Below are 9,305 nucleotides of genomic sequence, written 5' to 3' on the forward strand. Positions count from 1 at the left end.
GGAGCTGTCGATGCCCGCGCTTCACGAACTCGCCGACGCCCGGTGCCTGCCGGACCACCAGGTGATGGACCGGGCCACCCTGGAGTGGATCGCCGCCCACCGGCCGCCCGTCGCCTCCGGCCCGGCCGCCGCCCTCCCGCCCGGCACCACCGCCCTGGTGCCCGCCGAGGACTGGTTCGCCGAAGCGGCGCTGGCCGACACCCTCCACGGCGTGCGGCACAACGCCCGCGTCAGCGTCCTCGCCGCCGTTCTCGCCACCCGGCACCACCTCGACGCCGGCCACACCCTGGCCCTCACGGTGGCAGCCGCCGTCCACGACTGCCGACGGCACAACGACCGCACCGACGCGGGCCACGGCGAGCGCGCCGCTCGCTGGCTCCACCGGCAGCACCACGTCGTCACCGCCCTCTTCGGCCTGCCCGACCTCACCGCCCCGCTTCTCGACGCGGCCACCACGGCCATCGCCCTGCACGACCTCCCGGCCCATGCCGCACCGCCCCACCGCCGGTGTGCTGATCCCCGAGCACGGCAGGCGGCCGACCTCCTCGCCGCCGCGGACGCCCTCGACCGCTACCGCCTACCCGCCCTGCGCTGGTGGCCCGACCCCGCCCTCGTACGCACCCCGCTGCCCGAGGCACTGCACGCCCTCGCCTTCCGGCTCGTACTGGACAGCGAACACGCCCGCCTCGACGGAGCCACCCACCACGAAGCCCTGCGCCACGCCCTCGACCTCGCCCGCCCGACCCGGGAGCAGCAGTGAACCCCGAATGGGAGTACGCCCACACCGACCACACTGCCCCCAGGCAGCGCCCCGCCCCCGCCGGGCTGGCCGCCACCGAGGCCCACTGGCTCCACTACCTGCACCACGAGACCCCCAACGGCGCGCTGATGGGCTGCGGCAACGCCATGCTCGCCACCCTCTCCGGCGGCGGCCCCCTGTACCTGATGCATACCACCGCCGCCCTGGACGCCATCCGCTCCAGTGGGCAGGTCCTCGGCGCCGCCGGCTGCCTGGTCGGCGCCCTGTACTGCGCGCCCCTCACCCCCACCCCCGCCGGGCTACGGCCCCACAACCTCGGCTCCTACCTCATGGAGACCAAGGGCCACCGCGACGTGGTCGTCATCGAGATCACCCCGCCCGCCGCCGCGCCGCCCGTCGGCATCGACTACCTGCGCCTGGGCGGCATCCACCTGGACACCTACCGCGAGCACCGGCACGCCCTGACCGGCGCCGAGGACGAGCGGCTGCGGGCCGCCGTCGTACGGCGCGTGCAGGACAGCGCCGCCTTCCTCGACCTGATGCTCGCCAACGCCGGCGGCACCGCCACTGACCCGGCGCAGTTCCTCGACCGCCTCTCCCACGCCATCACCGCCGTCCCCTTCCTCGGCTACCTCTACTTCGAGGTGGTGTCCGAGTACCTGATGCTCCACTCCGCCTCGCCCGAGACCCGGGCCTGCGCGGCCCGGGGCGAGATGAACAACTACCTCTACAAGCGCCTGGCGTTCGCCGCCGTTCCCACCATGGACCGGCTCTTCGACCTCGCCCTGTTCCGGCCCGGCCACCGGCGGCTCACCGACTTGCTCGGCCGCATCGAACCCGCGCTCGCCGAGCTGGCCCCCGTGTACGTGCGCCGCCGTCTGTCCCACCTGTTCGCCGCCACCGCCCTGGACGCCGCCCGGGACGTGCGCACCACCACCTTCCACGGCGCCCACTTCGATGAGCTCACCGCCATCGCCCCCCGGCTGCTGGGGCAGCACCTGTTCCGCGAGTTGCGGACCCACCCCCGCTACCCGCAGCTGTTCCCCCTCATCGAGCAGGCCAAGGCCCACGGCGCCTACGCCTACTGGAACAGCCGCCGCATCACCGCCCCGTACAACGGGTTCCTGCCCAAGGGCGAGATCGGCGTCAACCTCGCCACCCCCGCCCCCGTCACCCTTTGGACCGCCGAGGCCTGCGAGCGCGGCCTGCTCCACCCCCGGGAGCGGATCGACGCCGCCCTCCACCCCCGTCTGGCCGATCTGCACGGCACCGCCCTCGGCAAAGCCTCCTTCGCCCAGCCCGCCGAAGGCCGGCCCGCGCTCCAGCCCGCCCACTGACCCCCGCCCCGCACTCCGACACGAGACAAGGACCACCACCCATGCGCATCACGCTGCTCGGCGGCGCCGGCTACATCGGCACCGTCGCCGCCCACCGCCTCACCGACCTCGGCCACCACGTCACCGTCGTGGACGGTCTCATCTACCGCCCCGGCGACGACCCGGCCGACCTCCTGCCCTCCGGCGCCGACTTCATCCGCGCCGACCTGCGCGACCCGAAGGCGCTGGGCACCGCCGCCGACGGCGCGGACGCGGTGGTGCACCTCGGCGGCCTGGTCGGCGAGCCGGCCTGCGCGGGCGACGAGCAGCTCGCCGTCGAACTCAACTACGCCTCGCCGGTCCTGGCCGCCGAGGCCGCCCTCACGATGGGCGTCCCGCACTACGTGTTCTTCTCCTCCTGCAGCGTCTACGGCAGCCGCGAGGGCGTCGTAGACGAGGACACCGCCCCCAACCCGCTCGGCATCTACGCCCGCACCAAAGTCCTCGCCGAACGCCGCCTGGCCGGCCTATTCGCCGGCGCCGGGGCACTGACCGTACTGCGGCTGGCGACAGTCCACGGCCTCTCCCCGCGTCCGCGCCTGGACAGCGTCGCCAACAAGATGACCGCCCGGGCGGCCGCCAGCGGCCGCATCCCGCTCAACGGCGGCCGCCAGCGCCGCCCCCTCGTCCACGTCCGCGACGTCGCCGACGTCCTGGCCGCCGTCCTCGCCAACCCGCAGGACCTGGTGCTGAACGTCGGCGCCGACGCGGAGAACTACACCATCGGCGAGATCGCCCACACCGTGGCGGCGACGGTGGCCGGCTCGGGCATCGACTACGGGCCGGAACGGGACGAGGCGGACGCCCGCGACTACCGCACGAGCTTCGCCCTCCTGGAGGCCCTGCTGCCCGGCGCGTGCCGACGCACCCTCGCCGACGGCGTCGCCGAGATCGCCGCCGCGGTCGCCTCCGGCCGCCTCGGGGACGTGGACGCCCCCGAGTACGACAACCACTGCGGCCTGCTCGCCGCCCGCAGCACCGGGCGCCTCGCCGTCGCCGCAACCGCCGACTGCCTGCGCCTGCACACCGAGTACACCGCCGCCGACTGGAGCGCCAAGTGACCGCCGCCACCGCCCCCGTGCTCGCGCCACTGCCCTGGAACCGGCCCCTGATCGGCGAGGACGACATCGCCAGCGTCGTCGCCACCCTCCGCTCCGGGTGGCTCACCCACGGCCCCAACGCCAGCGCCTTCGAGCAGGCCGTCCGTGAGGACCTCGGCGTCGGCGTCGCCGACGCCTTCGCCGTCTCCTCGTGCACCGCCGCGCTGCACCTGGCCCTCCTCGCCGCCGGCATCGGGCCCGGCGACGAGGTCATCACCCCCAGCCTCACCTTCTGCGCCGCCCCCAACGCCATGCTGAACACCGGCGCCCGACCGGTGTTCGTCGATGTCGAGCCCACCACCCTCAACATCGACCCGGACGCGACCCGCGCCGCGATCACCCCGCGCACCAAGGCCATCGTCGCCATGCACTACGGCGGCCACCCCTGCGACCTGCGGGCGCTGCGCCGCCTCGCCGACGAGCACGGACTCCTGCTCGTCGAGGACGCCGCCCACGCCCTGCTGGCCTGGCGCGACGGCCTGCGCGCCGGGTCCGTCGGCGACCTCGCCGTGTTCTCCTTCTACGCCAACAAGGTCCTCACCAGCGGCGAAGGCGGCATGCTGGTCGGCCGCGCCGACCTGGTCGCCAAGGCCCGCCTGCTGGGCCGGCACGGCATCGACTCCTCCGCCTGGAAGCGCCACGGCAAGGGCAACACCGCCGACTACGACGTCACCGTGCCCGGCCTCAAGTACGTGATGTCGGACCTGAACGCCGCCCTGGGCCTCTCCCAGCACCGCAAACTTGCCGCGTTCACCGCCCGCCGCGCCGAGATCGCCGCCTCCTACACCACCGCCCTCGCCGACCTGCCGGGCCTCACCACACCCGCCGTCCTGCCCGGCGTCCAGCACGGCTGGTTCCTCTACCCCGTCCTCGTGGACCCCGCCGCCGCGCCCCTGGACCGCACCTGCCTCGCCGAACGCCTCCAGACCGAGCACCAGATCGCCACAAGCATCCACTTCCGGCCCGTCCACACCCGTCAGGTCTACCGCGACACCGCCCGCCACTCGCTGCCGGTCACCGAACGCGCCGCCGCCCGGCAGCTGTCCCTGCCCTGCAACCCGGCCATGACCGACCACGACGTCGACCGCGTGATCAGCGCCGTCCGCACCCAGTGGACCTGAGCACCCCCGTCCGCAACCCGCCGGGGCCCGGCCGCCGGCCTAGCGCACCCGGGCCCCGGTAGGAAGCCACCACCCCGGTGCTCTGGCGCTGCTCCCCAGAGCACCAGGAGGGCAGCGCCTCCGCCCCTTCCCGCGCCCCCGCCGCACCGGGGATCGTGGACCCGCCGCGCTTCCTGCGGACACCCACCGCCCCACCGCCCACGGGAGGCCGCGCCGTGTCAGGAGACCTCCGCATCGCGCTCGGATCGGACCGGGCCGGCAGCAGCCACCGGACCGCCCTGCGCGCCGAACTCTCCGCGAACACCCTCGTCGCCGAGATCATCGACATCCCCAGCGGCGCCGCCGGGCACCACCGCCCCTACCCGGACGTCGCCCTCGCCGCCGGCCAGCTCGTCGCCACCGGCGCCGCCGACCGCGCGCTGCTCATCTGCCACACCGGCCTCGGCATGGCCATCGCCGCCAACAAGGTGCGCGGCGTGCGGGCCGTCACCGCCCACGACCCGTACAGCATCGAACACGCCGTCCTGTTCAACAACGCACAGATCTTGTGCCTCGGCCAGGCGCTCATTGGTGCCGACACCGCGGCTGGCCTGGTCCGCCAGTGGCTCGCCCTGCGCTTCGACCCCGGCGGCAAGGCCACGGCGCGCATCGCCGCCATCACCGCCTTCGAACAGCGCACCTGACACTGCCCCAGCTTCGTACCCCGTCCATGCCCGCGACCCGGCCGGGCGCCCCGTACCCGCGCACCGGCCCTCCTGGAGCGATGCCCATGCCCACCGACGCCCGCACCGCGCCCCGCACCACCACCGGTCTGCGCTGGCCCATTGAGCCCCTGCAGGGCGGCTGGTACACCGCCGCCGAACACGCCGCGATCCAGGAGGTGGTGACCGACTCCGCGTCCTGGCGTACCGGCTGGAAAGGCCCCCAGGTCGCCAACTTCGAGGCCGCCTTCGCCCACCGCTCCGGCACCGCCGCCGCCATCTCCTTCAACAGCGGCGGCACCGCCCTGGAGATGGTGCTGCACGCCCTCGACCTCCAGCCGGGCGACGAGGTCATCTCCTGCGCCCTCAACTTCGTCGGCACGCACCTGCCAGCCATCCACCAGGGCGGCACCCTCGTCCTCGCCGAACCCGACCCCCTCTCCCTGAACCTCGACCCGGCCGACACGGAGCAGCGCATCACCGCGCGCACCCGCGCCATCTTGCTCACCCACTGGAACGGGCACGTCGCCGACGTCCGTCCCTTCCTGGCCGCCGCCGCCCGCCACCCCCACCCCGTCCACGGGCCGGCCCGCGTCATCGTCGACGCCGCCCGGGCCTGCGGCGGTACCTCCCCCTCCGGCGCGCCGGTGGGCAGCGAGGGCTGGGCGACGATGTTCAGCTTCGAGTCGAAGAAGCTGATGACCACCCTCGGCCAGGGCGGCATGGTCACCACCGACGACCTCGACCTCGCCGAACGCCTGCACCGGCTGCGCACCTACGGCGGGCGAGACCAGTGGGGTACGAACCAGATGCTGACCAAAGCCCAGGCCGCCGTCGGCCTCGTCCAGTTGGAGCGCCTGGACGAGATGAACGGCGCCCGCATAGCCCGTGCCCACCGGCGCACCGCCCTGCTGGCCGGCACCCCGCACCTCACGCTGCCGCCTACCGTCCACGACCGTCGGCACCTCTACTACCGCTACAACCTCCTCGTCCCCGCCCAGTGGGCCGGCCGCGGCCGCGACCTGCTCATGGAGACCCTGGCCGCCGACCACGGCGTCGGCAGCCTCATCAACGACCCGCTCACCTACGACGGCCACCAGTACGTCAGCGGCCACACCGCCGGGCAGCGGTGCCCGCGCGCCGAGCAGCTCGCCGCGCGACTGCTGTGCCCCGTCCTGCACCCGCTGATCAGCCCGGACGAGGAGAGCGTGATCTGCCAGGCGATCCGCGACGCCACCGCGCACGTCGCCAACGTGATCGACGGCTGAACACCGCCCCCCTTCCGACCACCCGCTCTCACCGAAGGAGCCATCCATGTCCGTACTCGCCGCAGAAACCGCCGCCATCCGAGCCAGCGAGATCCCCATCGTCGGCCCCTACCCGACCGACCGCCCCAACGGCGCCCTGCGCGTGGTCTTCCTCATCCCCTACGGCCACGCCTACTCGCTGATGTGCAACGGTCCGATGAGCCTGTACGACCTCGTCAACCGCACCGCCGGCATCCCCGCGTACGCCGAACGCGCCCTCCAGTACGACAACCTCGTCCGCGACGGGAACCGCCTCACCACCCCCGACGGCGAGCCCTACCGCACCATCGAATCCGCCGCGCCGGTCCACCAGGCCGACATCGTCGGCGTCTCCGTCACCAACTCCGGTGACCTCCACAGCGTCCTGCGCCTGCTCGACCTCGCCGGAATCCCCCGGCGCAGCGCCGACCGGGTCCCCGGCATCCACCCGCTGGTCGTCGGCGGCAACGCGGGCTTGGCCAACCCGGAGGTCCTCGCCGACTACCTCGACGTCGTGGCCATGGGCGAGGCCGAGGTCTCGTTCGCCGAACTCCTTCGCACCCTCCACGTGAATCCGCGGACCCCGGAGAACGACGCACTCGTGCAGATCTCCCGGATCCCCGGCCTGTACGTACCCGCGCTCTACGAGTACGACTTCGCCCCCGGCGGCGGTGTCCTGGCGGTTCGGCCCAAGGCCCCCACCGTGCCGGCCACGGTCGACACCCAGTTCCTCGAACTGCGGGACCTGCACGACGCGCACTTCACCTACCCGATCACCGACGGCACCGCCGCCGGTCTGATCCCGGTGCTCGGCTGCAAGCACAGCTGCCACTTCTGCACCCTCGGCGTGCCGCCGTTCCGCGAGGTCCCGATCGAGATCCTCACGGCCTACCTCGACCGCGTCGAGGAACTCGGCGTCGAACGCATCATCATCAGCGCCCCGACCTTCACCCAGTACCGGAGGCGCGAAGAACTCCTCAACCGGATCCGGGCCTACTCCGACCGGGCCGCCGAACACGGCGTCAAGGTCACCACCATCATCGGCTCCGTCCGCGCCGACGAGATGACCTCCGACTACCTGCGCGACATCAACGACCTCGGGAACTTCGGCCACCTGTTCACCGAGCTGAACCTCACCCAGGCCCGCGGCATCATCACGATCGCCCCCGAGTTCGCCTCCCCGGAACTCCTCGACATCTACTACAAGACCATGCGCCCGGAACGCGTCAACAAGACCATCGAGCAGTGCCGCAACACCGTCATCAACACGGTCATGCTCTACTTCATCGTCGGCGCGCCCGGCGAGCGCCCCGAGGACCGCCTCGCCATCGCCGACCGCGCCAAGGAGATCCGGGAACTCCTCGACCGGCCCGACGCAGCCGTGATCGTCAAGCTCCACGGATTCATGCCCAAGCCCGGGACGCCCGGCCAGCGCCTGCGCATGACCGACCCCGAAGCCCTCGACCGGTACGGTGACGAGATCGCGGCCAGGCTGCGCGACCTGGTCGGCCAGAACGACTTCGACCAGCACTACCGCGTGCAGTTCGGCGAGAAGAGCCGCCTGTACCTGGAGGCCATCTGCCTGCGGGGCGACCGCCGGATCGGGCACGTCCTGGAGGACCTCTACGACAACGGGATGGACCCCACCGACCTGCCCAGGGACGTCCTGGTCAACACCCTGGCGGCCCACGGCCTCGACTTCGCGCGACACCTGCGGCACATGGACGACCCGGTGCTGCCCTGGCACGTCTTCAACGACGTCGACCCCACGACGGAGCAGACCCTCATCAAGGCCCTCAACAACCGGCCGGGCTGGCAGTGACCGAGCCCGCCGTGCTGCCCTTCCCGGGCCACCCCGGCAAGTTCGCCTGGCCCTCCATCACCGACCCGGCCGACCACGTCGCCTACGTCCGCACCCGCTACCCGGGCGCCGACCTCTCCACCGCAGCCGGCGCCGTCCTGGTCTACCCGCACTCCCTGCTGGAGCACGCCCGCACCGTCCACCGCCTGCACGACCTGGGGCGGTGGACGTCCGGCACCCTCCACCTCACCGACGACCAGGTCGTCCTCTGCTCCGGGTTCGGCCGCGGCGCACCCGCAGCGGCCCTCCTGCTCGAACAACTGGTCGCCCTCGGCGTCCGCCGCATCATCACCGTCGGCACCGCGGCCACCCTCCAACCGGACCTGCCGCCGGGGACGGTCGTCGTTGTCCGGCAGGCGTACCGCGACGAGGGCACCTCCCACCACTACCTCCCCCCAGGCCGCACCGTCGAGGCGTCGGCCCAGCTCAGCGACTCCTTCTGGTCGAACCTCGACGCAGCAGGATGCCCAGTGCAGTGCGGCGCGGCATGGACCAGTGACGCCCTCTACCACGAGACAGCCGAAGAAGTCCGCGCCTACGCCGCCCAGGGAGTACTCGCCGCCGACATGGAAGCCGCCGGCATGCTGGCGGTCGCCCAGTACCGGAACGTCGCCGTCTCGGTCGGCCTGGTCATCGCCGATTCCCTGGCCCACCGCACGCCGCGCGCTGACCACCCAGACACCACCAGCGGCCTGAGAAGCGCCCTGGGCGCTGCCATGGCGACGTTGACCGATTGATGTCCGGGCTGCGCTCCGAGGTGTCCACCGGCCGCGCACCTTCGCGGATGTCCCGAGGCTGAAGACGCCCTTCCCGAGGCAGTTCGTCGCGGCGGAATGCTACTCGGCCAAACCGCCATGGGGCCGGAGCGATCTGCTCCGGCCCGCTCGACAGCCTCCTGACCGCAGGCCGCTGCTCCCGGGGCCCGGACATGGACGATCCCCCTTCTGCCTGATGCGCCGACGATCGGTGAGGTGCTGTGGGACAACCGGGAGAAGGCGCACCCCCTAGGCCGTGTCTCGTAATTGATCTTGGCGGGGTCATTGCTCCTCGGCCCGCAGCCACAAGATCAGTGATGCGAGGATGACGCCGGCTCGGTAGCG

Annotated in this window: 8 protein-coding genes; all 8 read left to right on the top strand. The window is 72.8% G+C overall.

Annotated elements, in window-relative coordinates:
• The first annotated feature begins 10 nt into the window (after window positions 1-10).
• Window positions 11-760, top strand: a complete 750-nt coding sequence (locus ACFVU7_RS38205; protein ID WP_388050461.1) for a hypothetical protein — start codon at window positions 11-13, stop codon at window positions 758-760.
• Window positions 757-2,097 carry a hypothetical protein gene (locus tag ACFVU7_RS38210; RefSeq protein ID WP_388050464.1) on the top strand — a complete coding sequence of 447 codons (1,341 nt, stop codon included), beginning with the start codon at window positions 757-759 and terminating at the stop codon, window positions 2,095-2,097. Before ACFVU7_RS38205 ends, ACFVU7_RS38210 begins: the two co-directional genes overlap by 4 nt.
• 41 nt (window positions 2,098-2,138) lie before the next feature.
• Window positions 2,139-3,197, top strand: coding sequence for an NAD-dependent epimerase/dehydratase family protein (locus tag ACFVU7_RS38215; protein ID WP_388050467.1), 1,059 nt, complete (start codon window positions 2,139-2,141; stop codon window positions 3,195-3,197).
• The gene (locus ACFVU7_RS38220; RefSeq protein WP_388050469.1) at window positions 3,194-4,357 is read left to right on the top strand and encodes a DegT/DnrJ/EryC1/StrS family aminotransferase; all 1,164 of its coding nucleotides are present in this window, start codon (window positions 3,194-3,196) and stop codon (window positions 4,355-4,357) included. The genes ACFVU7_RS38215 and ACFVU7_RS38220 overlap by 4 nt, the downstream gene beginning before the upstream one ends.
• Before the next feature lie 215 nt (window positions 4,358-4,572).
• On the top strand, window positions 4,573-5,040 hold the full coding sequence (locus tag ACFVU7_RS38225) for an RpiB/LacA/LacB family sugar-phosphate isomerase (RefSeq protein ID WP_117490132.1): 468 nt from the start codon (window positions 4,573-4,575) through the stop codon (window positions 5,038-5,040).
• 86 nt (window positions 5,041-5,126) lie between these two features.
• Entirely contained in the window at window positions 5,127-6,326 is a 1,200-nt protein-coding gene (locus tag ACFVU7_RS38230) for a DegT/DnrJ/EryC1/StrS family aminotransferase (RefSeq protein ID WP_388050472.1), read from the top strand.
• Between the two features lie 46 nt (window positions 6,327-6,372).
• Entirely contained in the window at window positions 6,373-8,166 is a 1,794-nt protein-coding gene (locus tag ACFVU7_RS38235) for a B12-binding domain-containing radical SAM protein (protein ID WP_388050475.1), read from the top strand.
• Complete coding sequence (locus tag ACFVU7_RS38240) at window positions 8,163-8,942, top strand: nucleoside phosphorylase (RefSeq protein ID WP_388050478.1); 780 nt, start codon at window positions 8,163-8,165, stop codon at window positions 8,940-8,942. The genes ACFVU7_RS38235 and ACFVU7_RS38240 overlap by 4 nt, the downstream gene beginning before the upstream one ends.
• The last annotated feature ends 363 nt before the right edge of the window (window positions 8,943-9,305 follow it).

Source organism: Kitasatospora sp. NPDC058046, assembly GCF_042885595.1.
GTDB lineage: Bacteria > Actinomycetota > Actinomycetes > Streptomycetales > Streptomycetaceae > Kitasatospora.

Coding starts and splice junctions, on each gene's coding strand:
- ACFVU7_RS38205 (WP_388050461.1), top strand. CDS start 11: ATGCCCGCGCTTCACGAACTCGCCGACGCCCGGTGCCTGCCGGACCAC.
- ACFVU7_RS38215 (WP_388050467.1), top strand. CDS start 2,139: ATGCGCATCACGCTGCTCGGCGGCGCCGGCTACATCGGCACCGTCGCC.
- ACFVU7_RS38230 (WP_388050472.1), top strand. CDS start 5,127: ATGCCCACCGACGCCCGCACCGCGCCCCGCACCACCACCGGTCTGCGC.
- ACFVU7_RS38235 (WP_388050475.1), top strand. CDS start 6,373: ATGTCCGTACTCGCCGCAGAAACCGCCGCCATCCGAGCCAGCGAGATC.